Annotated in this window: 11 protein-coding genes; 5 read left to right on the forward strand and 6 right to left on the reverse strand. The window is 62.9% G+C overall.

From position 1 onward, the window contains the following. The 6 genes from ARUE_RS06650 to ARUE_RS06675 form a co-directional block, all read right to left on the reverse strand. Window positions 1-690: a TetR family transcriptional regulator gene (locus ARUE_RS06650; RefSeq protein WP_011774134.1), complete on the reverse strand. Its 690-nt coding sequence runs from the start codon at window positions 688-690 to the stop codon at window positions 1-3. Between the two features lie 175 nt (window positions 691-865). Next, the gene (locus ARUE_RS06655) at window positions 866-1,306 is read right to left on the reverse strand and encodes a YbjQ family protein (RefSeq protein ID WP_011774135.1); all 441 of its coding nucleotides are present in this window, start codon (window positions 1,304-1,306) and stop codon (window positions 866-868) included. 92 nt (window positions 1,307-1,398) lie between these two features. Next, window positions 1,399-2,832: a dicarboxylate/amino acid:cation symporter gene (locus tag ARUE_RS06660; protein ID WP_011774136.1), complete on the reverse strand. Its 1,434-nt coding sequence runs from the start codon at window positions 2,830-2,832 to the stop codon at window positions 1,399-1,401. Between the two features lie 538 nt (window positions 2,833-3,370). After that, complete coding sequence (locus ARUE_RS06665; RefSeq protein ID WP_014921178.1) at window positions 3,371-5,053, reverse strand: DUF885 domain-containing protein; 1,683 nt, start codon at window positions 5,051-5,053, stop codon at window positions 3,371-3,373. A gap of 66 nt (window positions 5,054-5,119) precedes the next feature. Beyond that, the gene (locus tag ARUE_RS06670; RefSeq protein WP_043469952.1) at window positions 5,120-5,365 is read right to left on the reverse strand and encodes an acyl-CoA carboxylase epsilon subunit; all 246 of its coding nucleotides are present in this window, start codon (window positions 5,363-5,365) and stop codon (window positions 5,120-5,122) included. Next, window positions 5,362-6,945, reverse strand: a complete 1,584-nt coding sequence (locus ARUE_RS06675) for an acyl-CoA carboxylase subunit beta (protein ID WP_011774139.1) — start codon at window positions 6,943-6,945, stop codon at window positions 5,362-5,364. Before ARUE_RS06675 ends, ARUE_RS06670 begins: the two co-directional genes overlap by 4 nt. Window positions 6,946-7,162: 217 nt before the next feature. On the opposite strand from ARUE_RS06675, the gene ARUE_RS06680 reads away from it, so the two are divergent. The 5 genes from ARUE_RS06680 (at window position 7,163) to ARUE_RS06700 (ending at window position 17,279) form a co-directional block, all read left to right on the forward strand. Next, window positions 7,163-8,053 carry an SDR family oxidoreductase gene (locus tag ARUE_RS06680; protein WP_014921180.1) on the forward strand — a complete coding sequence of 297 codons (891 nt, stop codon included), beginning with the start codon at window positions 7,163-7,165 and terminating at the stop codon, window positions 8,051-8,053. A gap of 67 nt (window positions 8,054-8,120) precedes the next feature. Next, window positions 8,121-9,071 (forward strand): biotin--[acetyl-CoA-carboxylase] ligase, encoded by a 951-nt coding sequence (locus tag ARUE_RS06685; protein ID WP_014921181.1) that lies wholly within the window; start codon window positions 8,121-8,123, stop codon window positions 9,069-9,071. After that, complete coding sequence (locus tag ARUE_RS06690) at window positions 9,064-9,657, forward strand: PH domain-containing protein (RefSeq protein ID WP_011774142.1); 594 nt, start codon at window positions 9,064-9,066, stop codon at window positions 9,655-9,657. Before ARUE_RS06685 ends, ARUE_RS06690 begins: the two co-directional genes overlap by 8 nt. Next, window positions 9,647-10,825 carry an adenylate/guanylate cyclase domain-containing protein gene (locus ARUE_RS06695; RefSeq protein ID WP_011774143.1) on the forward strand — a complete coding sequence of 393 codons (1,179 nt, stop codon included), beginning with the start codon at window positions 9,647-9,649 and terminating at the stop codon, window positions 10,823-10,825. The genes ARUE_RS06690 and ARUE_RS06695 overlap by 11 nt, the downstream gene beginning before the upstream one ends. A 352-nt stretch (window positions 10,826-11,177) precedes the next feature. Further along, entirely contained in the window at window positions 11,178-17,279 is a 6,102-nt protein-coding gene (locus ARUE_RS06700) for an Ig-like domain-containing protein (protein ID WP_043469955.1), read from the forward strand. Window position 17,280 lies beyond the last annotated feature (1 nt).

A 17,280-nucleotide genomic window follows, 5' to 3' on the forward strand; every position in this document is an offset into this window, starting at 1 on the left:
TCAGAACCGATCTTTGGTGGTTGGAACGGAAGGTGAGGCTGTTGCGGCTTGTGGGAACGCGTTCGACGGCGGCGCGAAGCCGGCACCGAGGAGACCCATCGCATCGATGAGGTGCTGGCGGAGGACCGCCAGGGATTCCGCCGAGAGGTCGGGTCCGCGCTCGACGAACCAGACGGTCATCGCCGCTTTGCCGCAGGAGATCACAGAACCCGCGAGGGCATGAAGGTAGAGCTCGCTGATGCCCGTGCCGAGCCTGCTGCGGGCGGCGTGAATGATCTGCTCGGTGCAGTGTTCCCAGGCTTCCAACTCGGAGCGGGCCAGTGATCGGTTGTCCTGGGTCAAGCTGAACAACTCGGCCATGGGGGCGACGGACATGGGATCGGCCAGGGCCATGAGGGCGGCCTGCGCGGATTCGAGGATGGACTCGTCTCTGGGACGCAGCCGGAACTGTTCCAATGCGTGGTCCATGAAGCCGTCGGCTACGGACGCCAGCGCGGCTTCAAGGCTGGGGAAGTAGTTGAAAAAGGTTCGCCGTGATACACCCGCGCTGGCTGCGATGTCTTCCACGGTGAAATTGCCGGACCCGTTGCTGCGCAAAAGGTCCAGGGCGGCGGAGGCGATAGAGCTGCGGGTGGCCGCCTTGTTGAGTTCGCGCCGTGAGGGCGCGGCGGGCTCAGCTGTGGCGGACACCTCCGCAGCGGCTTCCTGTCTACTGGTTTGGGTCACATACTTACACTAAGTGCAAGTTTGCACTCTGCGCAATTTGAGCGGCTTTGAGCGCACGAAAAACCCGCCTTCGTTTGCTCCCCCTCCCCGTTGAGTGGAGAGGGGAGCAAGCTAGGGCGGGATCAAAGGAGGGCTTGGCTCAGAACTGGTGCGGCGGCGCCGGAGGAGCCGGCGGGGCCGGGGGAGTGGGCTGGGCTGACTGCTGGGCCGCCGTCTTGGTCAGGTAAACAGACTGCCCGGTGGCTCCGGGCTCACCCTCTCCAAGCGGCAGCACGTACACGGCGGTTCCGTAGGCGCACACTTCGGTCCAGTTGGTGCCCATTTCCGAGGTGTCGAAACGCATGGCCACGATGGCGTTGGCGCCACGCTGCTGTGCTTCGTTGACCATGCGTGCCATGACTTCCTGGCGGCTTTCGTAGAGGGCCTTGGTCATTTCGGGCAGCTCGCCGCCGCCCAGGGAGCGGAAGCCGGCCAGCATCTGTGAGCCAATATCGCGTGAACGGACAGTGAGGCCCATGACTTCGCCAAAGACGGCGTCGATGCGGTGGCCCGGGATTTCGTTGGAGGTGACGATCAACATGGTCCGAGCCTATCCAGACTTGACCCCTTAAACGGGGAAATCCCCCGGGGAGAACTCCCCGGGGGATTTGCGCCGTTCCAAAGAGGCTGAGCCTAGGCCTTTGAGTCGGCCAGCTCGCGCTCGTTGTTTTCAGCCGCTGCCTTGTCGGCGGCGAACTCATCAGCGAATGCGGCACCGTTGCGGGGTGCGTTGTAGAGCGACTCGTCCAGGATGCCTTGGCGCTTGGCCACGATGGCGGGAACCAGTGCCTGGCCTGCCACGTTGACGGCGGTGCGGCCCATGTCCAGGATGGGGTCGATCGCCAGCAGAAGGCCGACGCCGGCCAGCGGAAGTCCCAGCGTGGACAGGGTCAGTGTGAGCATGACGACGGCGCCGGTGGTACCTGCCGTAGCGGCGGAACCGAGGACGGAGACCAGCACGATGAGCAGGTACTGGCTGAAGTCCAGGTTGATGCCGAAGAACTGTGCCACGAAAATCGCTGCAATGGCCGGGTAGATTGCTGCGCAGCCGTCCATCTTGGTGGTGGCACCGAGCGGCACGGCAAAGGAAGCGTAGCCGGAGGGGACGCCCAGGTTCCGCTCAGTGACGCGCTGCGTGAGCGGCAGTGTGCCGATGGAAGAGCGGGAGACGAAGGCCAGCTGCACGGCCGGCCAAACACCGGAGAAGTACTGCTTGACGGAGAGGCCGTGGACGCGGACCAGGATCGGGTAAAGGACAAAGAGCACCAGGGCCAAACCGATGTAGATGGCTGCGGTGAATTTACCCAGGGAGCCGATGGTGTCCCAGCCGTAGATGGCCACAGCGTTGCCGATCAGGCCGATGGTGCCAAGCGGAGCGATACGGATGATCCACCACAGGACCTTCTGGATGACGGCCAGTGCGGAAGCGTTGAACGTCAGGAAGGCTTCGGCCTGCTTGCCCACCTTGAGGGCTGCAACGCCGATGGCGATGGCGATCACCAGGATCTGGAGCACGTTGAAGTTGACTGCAGTGCTGACCGTTGTGGCGGCGTTGGCACTTTCAGTGACGGTGGAGCTGGCACCGAGTCCAAGGAAGTTCTTGGGGAACAGGCCGATCAGGAAGGCCCACCAGTCGCCGGTCTTACCTGTGTACTTGGCCTCTTCGGTGATACCCGTGGCTGCGCCGGGCTGCAGGAGGACGCCCAGCCCAATGCCGATCAGCACCGAAACCAGCGAAGTGATGGCGAACCAGAGCAGCGTGTTCCATGCGAGTCGGGCAGCGTTGGAGACCTGACGCAGATTCGCAATGGAGCTCACCACGGCGGTGAAAATCAAAGGAACGACGGCGGTCTGCAGCAACGAGACGTAGCTGGAGCCGATCGTTTGGAGAGTAGCGCCGAGGCCGTTGGGGGCGGTCTTGGTGCTGCCCGTGTACTTGGCAATAAGGCCGAGGACGAGGCCGATGATGAGGGCTGCGATGATCTGGACGCCGAAGGAACCGGCCCACTTGGGGAGCCGGAAGCCGGTCTTGCCAGCTGCTGGGGAAGTGTTGGTTGAGGTGCTCACCGGAACACGTTAGGTGCTTCTCAAATAACATAGCGAACGAACGTTGAGAAATGTTACGCGCGCTTGGGAACGTCGTTGCCGGTTGATCCCCGCATTTCCGGCCCTGAGTGGGGCGTGTGTGAAGTTATTCCCGGAAGCGGTGTGGCGATGATCTCTGCCGAAAGAGCGATCAGATGCGCGGGGCGGGAAGGGGGAAAGGGTGCGCTCCTGGCGCCGAAGGGGTGCGCGGGACGGGAAAGGGTGCGCTCCTGGCGCCGAAGGGGTGCGCGGGACGGGAAGGGGTGCGCGGCGCGGGAATGAGTGTGTCTGGGACTGGGGTTGCGCCCGCCGGGCTCCGTCCTGGTGGCGGCGTTGTAGCCAGCGCACCACTTTCCGCCGATCGCACCCGTAACCTCTGGTGCGAAATGGGGGAAAGGGTGCGCTTTTGACGCCGAAGGGGTGCGCGGGGCGGGAGCGGGCGCGAACCCGCCCAGCCCCAGCTAAAGCCCGCCCCCAGTTAGAACCCGCCTAAAGGCCAATGGCCGGAAGCGCATGAGCCTCAGCCCAGCAGCGCCCGGCGCAGGACGTCCAAACCGACCGATCCGATGTTCAGCGCTTTGCTGTGGAAGGACTTCAAGTCGAAGCCTTCGCGGGATTCAAGCTCGGCGCGGATCTGCTCCCACAAACGCTGCCCCACTTTGTAGGACGGCGCCTGGCCCGGCCATCCGAGGTAGCGGGTGAATTCGAACTGAAGCTGGCCTTCGCTGATGTCGAGGTTGGCTTTGAGGAAGTCGAATCCCTTCTCGGGTGTCCAGGTGCCGGTGCCCCAACGTTCGGGGACGGGGAGTTCCAAGTGGACGCCGATGTCGAACACCACGCGGGCTGCGCGCATGCGCTGCCCGTCCAGCATGCCCATATGATCGCCCGGGTCCTTGAGGTAGCCCAGTTCCAGCATGAGTTGTTCGGCGTAGAGTGCCCAGCCTTCGCCGTGGCCGGAAACCCAGCAGACGTTCCGGCGCCAGTTGTTGAGGAGTTCACGCCGGTAGGTTGCCGTGGCCACTTGGAGGTGGTGGCCGGGAACGCCTTCGTGGAACACCGTGGTGGTTTCGGACCAGGTGGTGAAGGTGTCTTCGCCGGCGGGTACGGACCACCACATGCGGCCGGGCCGGGAGAAGTCGTCCGACGGTCCGGTGTAGTAGATGCCGCCCTCGTCGGTGGGCGCGATCATGCACTCGAGGGTCTTCATGACGTCCGGGATGTCGAAGTGGACGTCGGCGAGTTCGGACACGGCACGGTCGGAGAGTTCCTGCATCCAGGCCTTAAGTGCGTCCGTGCCTTTGATCTGGCGGGCGGGATCGTTGTTGAGGATGCTCTTGGCTTCCTCGATCGATGCACCGGGCTTGATCTGGCCGGCAACTTTCTCCTGCTCGCTGATGAGCCGCTCGAGCTCTTGGACTCCCCAGGCGTAGGTCTCTTCCAGGTCGACTTCGGCGCCGATGAATGAACGGGAGGCCAGGGAGTAGCGTTCGCGGCCCACGGCGTCCTTTTCGGGGGCGACGGGGAGGAGTTCGTCGCGGAGGAAGGCTCCCAGGGCGCTGTACGCTGACCGCGCGGCGGATGTGCCGGCGTCGAGCTTGTCTTGGACTTCGGCGGGCAGCGGCGCATCACCAAGGGATGCGTCTGCGGCCATCTTGGCGAAGAAGCCGTCCTCGGCGGCGTACCGGCCGGTTTGTTCGATGACGATCCGAATCTGGCGTGCTGCGGCTACCTTGCGGTCGTCTTTTGCGGCGCGCAAGGACGCAATGTAGCCCTCAATCGCACCGGGTACGTTGGCGGCGCGGCCCGCGATGTGCTCCCAGTGTTCAACCGTGTCCGTGGGCATGAGGTCGAAGATGGCACGGATGTCCTGGGCGGGCGAGGCGATGTTGTTGAGGTCGGCTGCATCCCAGCCGGACTGGTGGATTTCCAGTTCCAGGCCGAGTCGTTCCCGCATGGCATCGAGGGTGACAGCGTCCACATCATCGGAAGGCTCAAGGCCTGCCAGAGCATCCAGGGCCAACCTTGTGGCCTCCGCATGGGCTGCTGCCCCGGCCGGTGAGTAGTCCTGGTATTCGGTTTCGTGTCCCGGCAATCCCAGTGTGGTGGCGAAGCTGGGATTGAGTTCGATCAGCTTTTCTGTGTACGCGTCAGCGACGGCATCGATGGCGGACTTAGGGCGTACGGGAGTGTTTGCAGTAGTCACCCACAGAGCCTAACCGCGACGCCGCTTACGTGAAAGGGTTGTTGAACTTTTCTACACGCGAGGGAATTAACCCCGGCTGCGCTTCCACGCACCTGGACCCGGCGTGGGATCCAGACGCAGTTGCTGGCGACGCACCCAGTGCCGGACGTTCGGTTTGGACGCGGCAACCTCTTGCGGGGCGCCCAAGGAAAGCACGACGGCGGCAAGCGCCGCGAGCTCTTCGGCCGTCGGCTCGCCCTTGACCACCGAGAACATGGGTTCAGCGGGTGCTTCGGCGGGCGCCGAGTCGGCGCGATGCTTTGGCGCGCTCACAGGGGGATGTTTCCGTGCTTCTTGGTGGGCAGGCTCGCGCGCTTGTCGCGGAGGGCGCGGAGGCCGCGGATGATCTGCAGGCGAGTGTCCGAGGGAGCGATGACTGCGTCAACGTAGCCCAGCTGTGCTGCCTGGTACGGGTTGAGGAGTTCTTCCTCGTAGCCTTGGATGATCTCGGCGCGCTTGGCTTCGACGTCGCCGCCGGCCTCGGCAACGGCAGCGAGATCGCGACGGTAAAGGATGTTCACTGCACCCTGGGCGCCCATGACGCCAATCTGCGCGGTGGGCCACGCGAGGTTCAGGTCCGCGCCCAGCTTCTTGGAGCCCATCACGATGTACGCGCCACCATAGGCCTTACGGGTGATGACCGTGAGCTTCGGAACTGTTGCCTCTGCGTAGGCGTAAAGGAGCTTGGCGCCGCGGCGGATGATGCCTTGGAACTCCTGATCTTTGCCGGGCAGGAAGCCGGGGACGTCTACCAGCGTGATGATGGGGATGTTGAACGCGTCGCAGTGACGGACAAAGCGGGCGGCTTTCTCCGAGGCCGAGATGTCCAGCGTTCCCGCGAACTGCATGGGCTGGTTGGCCACGATGCCCACGGTGTGTCCCTCGACGCGGCCGTAGCCGATCATCACGTTGGGAGCGTACAGCGACTGCATCTCAAGGAAGTGGGCGTCGTCAACAATCTGTTCGATGACTTTGCGCATGTCGTAAGGCTGGTTGGCGGAATCGGGGATCAGGCCGTCAAGCGAGTGGTCGTCGTCGTTGAGTTCCAGTTCCTGGTCGTGCTCCACCACGGGGGCCTCGGACAGGTTGTTGGAGGGGAGGAAGTCCAGGAGCTCGCGCACGAACTCAATGGCGTCAGCTTCATCCGATGCCAGGTAGGTGGAGGTACCTGTGGTGGCATTGTGCTGGCGGGCGCCACCGAGGGTTTCCATGTCCACGTCTTCGCCGGTGACGGTCTTGATGACGTCCGGTCCGGTGATGAACATGTGGGACGTCTTGTCCACCATGACCACGTAGTCGGTCAGGGCGGGGGAGTAGGCGGCGCCACCGGCGCACGGGCCCATGATGAGGGAGATCTGGGGGACCACGCCGGAAGCATGGACGTTGTTGCGGAAGATGTCCGCGAACATGGCCAGCGAGGCGACGCCTTCCTGGATTCGTGCGCCGCCGCCGTCGTTAATGCCCACAACCGGGCAGCCGTTGCGGAGGGCGAATTCCTGGACCTTGACGATCTTTTCGCCGTTGACCTGGCTCAGTGAGCCGCCGTAGACACTGAAGTCCTGGCTGTAGATGGCGATCAGGCGGCCGTCCACTGTGCCGTAGCCGGAAACAACACCGTCACCCAGCGGCTTCTTCTTCTCCATGCCGAAGGCGGTGGAACGGTGGACTGCGAGGGCGTCGAACTCGACGAACGATCCGGGGTCAACCAGGAGGTCGATGCGTTCGCGGGCGGTGTTCTTGCCGCGCGCGTGCTGCTTTTCGATCGCTTCCGGGCCGGAAGGCTGTTCCGCACGGGCCTGGCGGTCGCGGAAGTCGGCAATCTTTCCCGCTGTCGTTGTCAGATCGTGGCTCATCAAGTGTCTCCGGCTCTGTAGCTGATTTTCGCTGGCGCAATTCCGGGTTCGGATAAGTAGCTGACTTAAGTAGCTTCCGTACAAAGAACAGGCCCCGCAGGCCAGTCTAGTGACGCCTTTGCCGCGAACCGCTGTAGAAACCCTACAATTTTCCGCGTTCAAGCCAAAGCCATCACTATGTTACCCGTCAGTAACATGCTTGGGCTAGAGTGTCCCCATGACTTCAAGCAACGGCGCTTCCTCCGCCTCCACAGAGGGTCAAACGCAACGCACCACCCCCTACGTGGCCACTGCTTCGCTCAAGGGCAAGACCATTCTCATGTCCGGCGGCAGCCGCGGCATAGGCTTGGCCATTGCCACCCGTGCAGCCCGCGACGGCGCCAACATTGTGCTCATGGCCAAGACCGGCGACCCTCACCCCAAACTTGAGGGCACAGTCTTTACCGCCGCAGAGCAGCTCGTCGATGCGGGCGGCCAGGCACTGCCGCTGGTCGGGGACGTCCGCAATGATGACGACGTCGCCGCAGCAGTCGCCGCCGCCGTCGAACGTTTCGGGGGAATCGACGTAGTGGTGAACAACGCCTCGGCGATCGATCTGTCCCGCACCGACGCGGTGGACATGAAGCGCTACGACCTTATGCAGGACATCAATGTCCGCGGCACGTTCCTGCTATCCAAACTGGCACTTCCCGCCTTGCGTGAATCAAGCCACGGCCACATTCTCACCCTTTCCCCGCCCCTCAACCTGGACCCCAAATGGGCCGGAATGCACTTGGCCTACACCATGGCAAAGTACGGGATGAGCCTCACCACCTTGGGGCTCGCCGAAGAGCTGAAGGACGACGGCGTTTCGGTCAACTCGCTCTGGCCATGCACCCTGATCGACACCGCAGCAATCCGGAACATGCCCGGTGGGCAGCAGATCGTACAGGCGGCCCGAGGCCCGGAAATCATGGCCGATGCCGCCCACGCAGTGCTGACGGGATCTGGCTCGACCGGGAACTTCTACACGGACGAAGAAGTGCTGCGCGCTGCGGGCGTGTCGGATTTCACTCCTTATAGTCTCGGCGCGCCCGAAGACCGCTTGGTGCCGGACATCTTCCTCTAAGCGGATTCACAGCCGTTTTTCAGGGCAGCCAACATCCGGGGACGCCGCAACTGGATAGGATTCAGCTATGGATGCCGAACAGCCAGAGAGCAGCGAACCACAGGTCTTGTCCGGAGAGGTGACGTCCGGGCAGTCCCGTTCCCCGTTGGATCGTGGGGCATTGGACCGTGATGCTCTGCTCCAGCCGGACTTCCTGTCTGCAACCGGCATCTCCCAGCTGAACATTGTCGAGTCCACGGGATCCACCAATCAGGACCTCGTCCGGGCTGTCACGGTTGAGCCCAAAAAATGGGCCGACCTTGCCGTGTTGACCGCAGAACACCAAACAGCGGCGCGCGGACGGCTAGACCGTCACTGGGAATCACCAAAGCGGTCGGCGGTGTCCGTCTCCATGGTGCTGCGTCCCGTCACGGCAGAAGGCATGCCGGTCCCGACGCAGAGCTACTCCTGGCTGTCGCTGCTAGCTGCAGTTGCGCTGCGCGAGGCCCTGCAGGAAACGGCAGGCATCACCGCGGAGATCAAGTGGCCCAATGACGTGCTGGTCAACGGGCGAAAGGTGGCCGGCATCCTGGCCCAGATGACCCCTTTGGGCGATGGCTCCGTTCCTGCGGTGATCCTGGGTGTCGGCCTCAATGTTTCCCTGGCTGAGGATGAACTTCCCGTTCCCACGGCAACCTCTCTCGCCCTGGAAGGGGCCACGACGACGGACCGCACCGCGCTGCTGAAGAGCTACCTTTCGCGCTTCGCCAGGCTGTACCGCAGCTTTTGCAACTCCGAAGGAGACCCTGCGGCCGGTTTGGTGGGTGGCCCGTCGCTGCACAAGCGCGTTGAGTCTGCCATGGTGACGTTGGGCCGCGAAGTTCGGGCACACCTTCCCGGGGATCACGAACTCGTGGGCCACGCCTCGCGCCTGGACGAGCACGGCTCGTTGCTGGTGGTGGACCATGGCGGCAGGGAACACGTAGTGACAGCCGGAGATGTGGTGCACTTGCGCGCCACAGAAAGCGGTTATGCGTAAAGAGTTACTTCCGGGGGAGCAGGTCATCACGATCACGCGCCAACAGGCCCGCTCACTCTTCTTTCCGGTGCTGGCCTTCATCGCCGTTCCGGCTGTTACCGGCTTTGTCTGTGCTTGGATCGTCAGGGAAAACCCGCAGCGCCTGGCGCCCTTCATCACGGCGGAATGGACGCCGTGGCTCATGGGTACTGTGGTAGTGCTCGCGGGATGGTTCCTCGCTGCGTACAGCCTTAGGCGGGTGTTGCGGTGGCGTTCGGCCAAGTACATCCTGACTAGCCGGCGCGTACTTGCCAAGAACGGAATGTTTCGGCGGAGTGATTGGCAGGTATCGCTCATGGCCATCCGCAACGTGGGTGTCCAGCAGAGCATGCTCCAACGGGCATTGCACTCGGGGAATATATCCTTGGATACCGGGCACTCTGGAACAGCCGTCCTGGCCGACGTTCCCGAGGTAGGGAAGTTCCGGGGCTACATTCTTGACGCGATGGACGAACTCCCGCAAGGTGAGGTTTTTGAGGGTGAAGTGCTGGGAGATTTTGAAGAATTGCCGTGGGAGTTGAGAGAAGGTGGAAGAGATGAGCGTTGAGGATCAGCAGTCCGGCGAGGACCTGGACCAGGAGTTCGACGCCGTACCGGAACCTTCCGTGGACGAAGATACTGAGGCCGGGCCTGCTCCGGCGTCGGTGCAAACAGGTCCGCCCACTGGCGTGATGTCCGCGGAGCGCCTGGCTATTAAGGCGCTCGAGGCGAAGCTCCTTGGCGGGGAACGCAAGCTCCGGCGTCGTGAGGTTGCTGCAGGCGCGGGCGTATCCATCCTGTCCGCACGGAAAATTTGGCGCGCGCTGGGGTTCCCGAACTTCGGTGACGAGGACGTTGCCTTTACTGAACGTGACCAAGCTGCCTTGTCCAGCATCCTGGATCTGGTCCGTGCGGGCCTCCTGACTGAAGAAGCCGCTATCTCCGTGACCCGTTCCATCGGGCAAATGACGGACCGCATGGTGGTCTGGCAGATTGAAGCGTTGGTGGAGGACATGGTTTCCGAGCAGGGAATCCCTGATGCCGTGGCCCGAAAACAACTGGTGGGTCAGCTGCCGGCGCTGGTGGATTCCCTCGAAGAGATCCTGGTGTACTCCTATCGCCGCCAACTCAATGCCGGCGTCCAGCGTCTTGCCGTTCGCGCGGAAGCCGGGCTCCAGGCCAGCGAGGAGGGCCGGGAGGGCGACGAAGACGATTCGCCGTTGCCCTTGGCCCGGGCAGTGGGATTCGCGGACCTTGTCTCCTACACCAGCCTGTCGCGCCGCATGAACGAGAAAACTCTCGCCCAATTGGTGCAGCGTTTTGAGAACAAGTGCGCCGAGATCATTTCGGTGGGTGGCGGCCGATTGGTCAAAACCGTGGGCGACGAAGTTCTGTACATCGCTGAAACCCCTGCGGCCGGCGCCGAGATTTCCCTTGCCTTGGCGCAGGCCTTCACCGAGGACGAGATCCTCCCGCAGTGCCGCGTGTCCATGGTGTGGGGGCGCATCCTGTCCAGGCTTGGCGACATCTACGGTCCCACCGTGAACCTTGCCGCACGGCTGACCACGCTGGCGCAGCCCGGGACAGTGCTCGTGGACGCGATGACTGCCGCTGCCCTGGGACAGGACGACCGTTTCGTCCTGGTTCCCCAGAAATCGGAGAACGTCCGTGGCTTCGGTGAGATCCACCCCGTGATGCTCGCCCGCGGGCGGGGCAAGGGTTTGGTGCTGGACTAAGCAACTTGCCGACTGCAGGAACCACCCACACTGAGAACTGCGTCACCACTTAGCAAAACGATGGATTAACCCGGTAGTCTGCATACCTGTGTGTTCCTGACGACGGCTCAGCCGGAGCCGGGCCGGATAGTTGTCCCCATCGCGGCCACCGTTCGTGAGGCCGTAGGCTGTCAGAGCCAATGGATAGCCCGGTCTCGGGTTCCTTGGCTGGCCGTCTGGCGCGTGGGATAGTCTTTGGGACTGAAAATTCCGCCGCCGTATGGGGGTACTGCGGAATGCACGGCTGCCGACACATGTCGGTTGGCCCGGACGTCGCTGGGGAGCGGCTGTACACAAAGGGAATTCTGGGGCTGTGACAACTTTCTTCGGCAAGCTGGGGCTGAAAAAGCGTCAAAACAAGAAATTCATAGCGGGAACTGCTGCCACTGCGGCGGGCGCTTTGCTGATCACCGGGGCAGTGCTGTATCCGGGGTTCAAGACCACCGAGGTGGACTTGAACGACGGCGGCGTATGGGTTGTGAGTAAGACCAAGAACGCGGTGGGCCGGTTGAACTACCCATCCCGCGTCCTGGATGGTGCCGTGACCCCGGCTACCACCACTTTTGACGTGTTGCAGCACGACGGCAACGTCTTCGTGGACGATGAATCGGGCTCCACCATCAATCAAGTCTCGGCCGCGAACCTGAAGCTGGGCGGCGACAAGCAGCTGCCGTCGTCGTCGCAAGTCAGCTATGGCTCCTCCGTGCTCTCGGTGACTGATTCCGCCCGAGGCAAAGTCTGGGCCTTGTCTCCTTCTACCGTCAACGGCTTCGACGAAGAAGGAACCGAACCCGTACTCACCGGCTCCCCGGGTATGGTGTCGGCGGTGGGTTCTGACAACCGGATCTACACGGCGGACCCCGGCAAAGGCGAAATCACCATCACCACTGTGGATGCCAACGGTGAACGGACCGATTCACAGGTCAACAAGGTAGATGAGCTGAAGGGCTCAGGCGACCTTCAACTGGCCGTGGTGGGCGACAAGCCTGTGATCCTTGACGCTGCTTCCGGCAACCTCTTCCTGCCGGGTGGCCGCAAGCTGCAACTGCAAGATGCCCGCGAAGCGAAGCTCCAGCAGAGCAGCGAAGAGAGCAGTTACGTGGCCATTGCCACGCAGAAGGCCTTGCTGAAGCAGCCCCTGGACGGGTCCACGGCAGCAACGGTCAATGCTGACGGCGAAGGCGTCCCCGCCGCTCCCGTTCAGGTGAGCAAGTGCGTTCACTCCGCCTGGTCCGGCGCCAACAAATACGTCCGTGACTGCGACAATGACGCCGACGACAAGAAGAACGACGTCCCAAAGGCCAGTGCCTCCCCAAGCTACGTTTTCCGCGTGAACCGGGACCTGGTGGTCCTCAACGACGTGAACTCCGGCAGCGTGTGGCTGGTTAACCAGAACATGCAGCTGGTGAACAACTGGGACGACGTAGTCCCGCCTAAAAACCAGTCCGATGACCAGGACCAGGAGTCCGCGGACAACAACACCATCAATGTCCTCCCGGACCGCACCAAGCCCAACCGTCCGCCCGAAACCAAACCGGACGAGTTCGGTGTCCGGCCCGGCCGTACTTCCATCCTGAGCGTCCTGGACAACGACTCAGACCCCGACGGCGATGTCCTCACCGCTGCCGTGGGTGCTAACGGGCCCAAGGCAGGTGCACTTGAGAATATCTATGGCGGCTCGGCCTTCCAGGTCAAAGTTCCAGCAGATGCCAAACCGGGCACAGAAGTCTTTGACTACAACGCTTCGGATGGCCGTGGGCTGTCAGCCGGAGGAAAAGTAACACTGCGCGTTGTGCCCCCGGAAGAGAATAAGCCGCCCTTCTTCAAACGAGGCGAGCCCACCACCATGCTGGTGGAACAGGGTAAGTCCGTCAGCCAGAACATCCTGACCGATTGGATGGACCCTGACGGCGACGACCTCGTGCTGTTGGATGCAAAGTCTGACAACGATCAGGACCAGGTAAAGGTACGCCGGGACGGCCTCCTCACCTACCAGGATTCCGGCGCAGCCCCGGGCAAGAAGAATGTCACCATCACTGTGTGGGACGGCAGGGCCACCACCACTGGCCGCATCGTAGTTAACGTGCAACCGCCGGGTGCCCTCGCGCCGGTAGTCAATGCGGACCACGTCACTGCGGTTGTTGGTCAGGACCTGGTCATCGCACCCTTGAAGAACGATGTGGACCCGAACGGTGGCGCACTTCGTGTAGCCCACGTGGAGGCTGCCGGCCCCGCAGAGCTCGGTCCGGTCACCGACGGCGGAACCTTCACTTTCCGGAGCACCACACCCGGACCGATCTACCTGACCTATATCGCCAGCAACGGACCCCAGAGCAGCCAAGGCCTGATCCGTGTGGACGTGGAGTCCGGCAAGGATCCGGGAGCTCCGGTTGCCGTCCATGACGTCGCGCTGCTCCCGGTGGGTGGCAGCGTCTTGGTTGATCCGCTGGCCAACGATTCCGATCCCTCCGGTGGAGTGCTGGTCCTGCAGTCCGTCACCGTACCCGACGGCTCATCAGCTTCGGTGAGCGTGATCGACCACAGCGTCCTTCGCGTCACGGACGTCCTTGGTGCCAAGGAACCGTTCGTTTTCAGCTACACCATGTCCAACGGCCGCGCCTCGGCCACCGGCACGGTGGGCGTCGTCCCGGTGCCGGCCCCCGCCGTCGTCGAGGCTCCCCAGCCGAAACCCGACGAAGTCAACGTCCGCGTGAACGACGTCGTGACCATTCCGGTCCTGGACAATGACACCCACCCGCAGGGTGAAGAACTGTCCGTGGACCCGGTGCTCGCGCAAAGCATTCCGGAGGAAGACGGAAAGGCGTTCATCTCCGAGAAGACCCTTCGCTTCATCGCCGGGCCCACGCCCAAAACCGTGCGCGCCATTTACAACGCGGTGGATCCGCAGGGGCAAAAGAGTGCCGCAGCCGTAACCATCCATATCCTTCCGCTGGAAGGCACCCAAAATTCGCGTCCGCAGCCTCAAAATCTGACGGCACGCGTCGTGGCCGGTGGCAGCGTCCGGATCCCGGTTCCGCTGGACGGCATAGATCCCGACGGCGACTCGGTCCAACTCACCGGCATCGATAGCACACCCACCATGGGAACCGCGACGGCGGGAAGCAGCTTCATCGACTTCGTCGCCGCCGGTGACGGCGCGGGTACGGACACGTTCCGGTACAAGGTGATCGACCGCCAAGGCGCGGTTAACACCGGTACGGTGACAGTCGGCGTCGCGCCCCGTGGGGAAGACAACCAAAAACCCGCTCCTGTGGACGACGAGGTCAAGGTCCGTCCGGGCCGCCAGATCGCTATCGATGCGACGGCTAACGACACCGACCCCGATGGCGACATCATTCGTATCCTGACGGACAGCATCGAAGCCGATGCCGGACTTGATGCCAAGGTCAGCCAGACCAGCGGCCGCATCCTGGTGACCGCTCCGGGAGCGGAAGGCACCGTCAACGTTCGTTACTCTGTTGCCGACGACCGCGACGCGGTGGGACAGGCCAGTATCCGCGTGGTGGTCCAGAACGACCTGCCTTTGCAGGCGCCGATTGCCCGCGACGACCGAGTGACATCGGCACAAACACTCGGCAAGACGGCCGTGGACGTGCCCGTCCTGAAGAACGATGAGGATCCGGACGGCGTGGGGGAGAACCTCAAGGTAGCCACCGATGTGGAGACCGCACGTCCCGGCCCCGAAGGCAACGTGATTGTTGACCTCACCGAGCAGCCGCAACTGGTGCCCTACACCGTGGAGGACGTAGATGGCCAGAAGTCCACGGCCATCATCTGGGTGCCCGGTATCGGCCAGCAGGTTCCGACGCTCGCCAAGGACGATGTGGTGGAACTTGTCTCAGGCCAGTCCGTCACCGTGAACCTTGCAGAGTGGGTGAAGGTCCGCGAAGGAAAGTCGCCGCGCCTTACCCAGACCGACCGCATCAAGCTCATTGGTGCGGACGGCAGCGATCCCATAGCCAACGGTGGTACCGCGCTGAAGTACACCGCTGGCGCGGAGTACGTGGGGCCCGGTTCCATCAGCTTCGAAGTCACGGACGGAACAGGGCCCGATGACCCCAACGGCCTGAAGTCCACGCTCAGCATCCGAACCAAGGTGCTGCCCGACCCCAACAAGAACAATCCACCTGTGCTGCTGGGCAGTGACGTGGAAGTTCCCAAGGGCGACTCTGCGAGCCTCGACTTGGAGAAGCTGACGTCGGATCCGGACCAGGATGACGTGCAAAACATGAGCTACGAGCTGGTGGGCGCGGCCCAGGGCGGCTTCAAGGTGAACGTGGAGGGCAAGACACTCAAGGTCTCCGCGGATGATTCCGTGCAGATCGGGCAGTCCGGCAGTGTTCAGGTGAAGGCAAAGGACCGGCGCGGGCTGGAAGCCGTGGCCACCTACAAGCTCTCATTGTCGGCCTCCAACAGGCCCAAACCGGTGGCCAACGACGATGCTGAGCCGGAAGCGCAGTCCGGCAAGCCTGTGACGGTCAACGTGTTGGCCAACGATTCGAACCCGTTCCCGGAAACTCCGTTGAAGATCGTCTCAGCCGTCACCGAAACGGGTCAGGGAACAGCCGAAATCAGTGGCGGCGATGTGACCGTCACACCCGCGGGTGGATTTACCGGAACCATGGTTGTTGCTTACACCGTGGAGGACAAGACCGGTGAGATCTCCCGGTATGCCACTGCCCGCATCCGGTTGACCGTTAAGGACAAACCCGCCGTTCCCACCACACCACTCGCGCAGTCTGTGGGCGACCAAACTGCCTTGCTTACGTGGAACGCGCCGGCTGATCGTGGCTCACCGATCACCAAGTACACGGTGTACGGCGAGAACGGCTTCAAGCAGGACTGCCCAGCCAACACCTGTACGTTGACCGGCCTGACCAACAACGTGAAGTACCACTTTGCGGTCACGGCCACCAACGCCATCAACGAGTCCGAACGCTCTCCTGTGTCGGCCGAGGTTCGGCCGGACGTGAAGCCGGATACCCCGGTAGCGCCGACACTGAAGTTCGGCGACAAGCAGCTGGCTGTGGCGTGGGTTCCTCCTGCGAGCAAGGGTTCGCCCATCAAGTCCTACGATCTTGAGATCTCGCCTGCTCCTGCCGGCCAGAATCCGCAGATTCAGAACCTCACGGGCAACAGTCATGTGTGGACCGGTCTGACCAACGGCGTGGCATACAAGGTACGCGTCCTGGCTCGGAACGACGCGAAGGAACCCTCGGAATGGAGTACCTACTCTGCGGCCGAGATTCCTGCCGGCGTGCCGGCAACTCCTGCGGCTCCGTCGGTAGCGGGCGCCGGGTCGGTAGGTAGCCAAAGCCAGCTCCAGGTCAGTTGGGCCGCGCCGAACAACAATGGCGACGCCGTGTCCGCTTACACGTTGACCACGTACATGGGCGGGGCCGTCGTGGGTACCCAATCCGTGGCCGCGACCTCGCAGAATGTCACCGTGGCCAACTCGGAAGCGGACTACACGTTCACGGTCTCGGCTACAAACAAGGCCGGCGTCAGCGGTGTCAGCCAACAGTCTGCGCCTATCCGTGCTGCTGGTAAGCCCGGAATGGTGGGCAGCGGGTCCGTCAAGGCGACCGGCGACTCTGGTCGGCTCGAGGTTGCGTTCACCCCGCTCACCGCGGCTGAGCGCAACGGCTCACAAGACAACGAAATAACGTACCGCTGGCAGACCGCCCACGGCTCCGGGCCAATTGGCCGGGGCGGTGGAATCATCGGTGGGCAGCCGAACGGAACAGACGTGGTGGTCAACATCATTGCCACGTCGGTGAAGAACGGCGTGTCCGGCGATGCGAAGAACATTGGACAGGGGAACCCCTACGGCCCAGCAAACGCACCCAACGTGAACGGCGGTAAGTCGTCTCGGGGCGACAGCGAGGTCCACTGGTCGTGGACGCCTCCCAACATGAACGGTCGACCCCTGAAATACTACGAAGTCAATTTGGATAATGGTGGATGGACGTCCGTAGGCGGCGCTACTTCGTATAACGCACCCGGCGGAGGGTGGAACAATACACGAAACCTGAAGGTTCGTGCGGTCACTGCGACAGAAGGCGCAGTGGGCAGTGCCAACGCCACGAGTGGCGACGCACCGGCCCCGACCTCGTGGACTGTGACTGCAACTCCGGACCGTAGTTGCACAGAACCACGCAAGGGGACTGACAGCTTCATTGATGGAAGCCCTTCGTCTTGTGTCGGAGAAGGGAAGTGGCTGAACGCAGGGGCATCAGGTGAGTCGGACCGCTACCAAGTCTGGTACAAATCCTCCAACAACCCATCCGGCATCTGGTACCACCTGACCAGCGGTATGGCGGCAGGTAACTGGGTGCGGTGCGACACCACGAATGTAGGGTGCAATCCACCAAATGGGATGCCGAATCGCTAGC

The organism is Arthrobacter sp. Rue61a (assembly GCF_000294695.2).
Lineage (GTDB): Bacteria > Actinomycetota > Actinomycetes > Actinomycetales > Micrococcaceae > Arthrobacter > Arthrobacter aurescens_A.